The 360-nt window shown below is 37.5% G+C and carries 1 protein-coding gene; it reads right to left on the bottom strand.

From position 1 onward, the window contains the following. Positions 1–176: 176 nt before the first annotated feature. Complete coding sequence (locus MMY95_RS15710; RefSeq protein WP_241277834.1) at positions 177–359, bottom strand: hypothetical protein; 183 nt, start codon at positions 357–359, stop codon at positions 177–179. Position 360: the final 1 nt, after the last annotated feature.

Raw genomic sequence — 360 nt, 5'->3', positions numbered from 1 at the left:
GTCATAAACACCGTGATTACTGGTTTTTTTGTACCTTCAGCGCAAATAATATTGTCATTAGATGTCATTGTTTTTCAATAAAAGTAAGCCAATTGGTAAGCCAAAAATATAACAAAAAAGCCACTGTTTCCAGTGACTTAATACTTGCGCGGGGCAGTGACTGTTAACCATATTGGTTAGCAGTTTTTTTTGTCGACATGAAAATATTCTTTGGGTACGTCATTCGGCTTTCCTTGCTTCCAATGACTTTTTGCAGAACCATACTTAGTCGGTTCAGGGTTAGGACTAATCGCAACAAATCGACGCCCAACTGAATCCATAAATATGATTATCCGACGATATTCTTCAGTTGGTGTAATC

This window comes from Lactiplantibacillus sp. ME-2, from assembly GCF_022549155.1.
In the GTDB taxonomy this organism is placed as follows: Bacteria; Bacillota; Bacilli; order Lactobacillales; family Lactobacillaceae; genus Lactiplantibacillus; species Lactiplantibacillus plantarum.
This window is presented reverse-complemented; position numbering and strand designations above follow the sequence as displayed.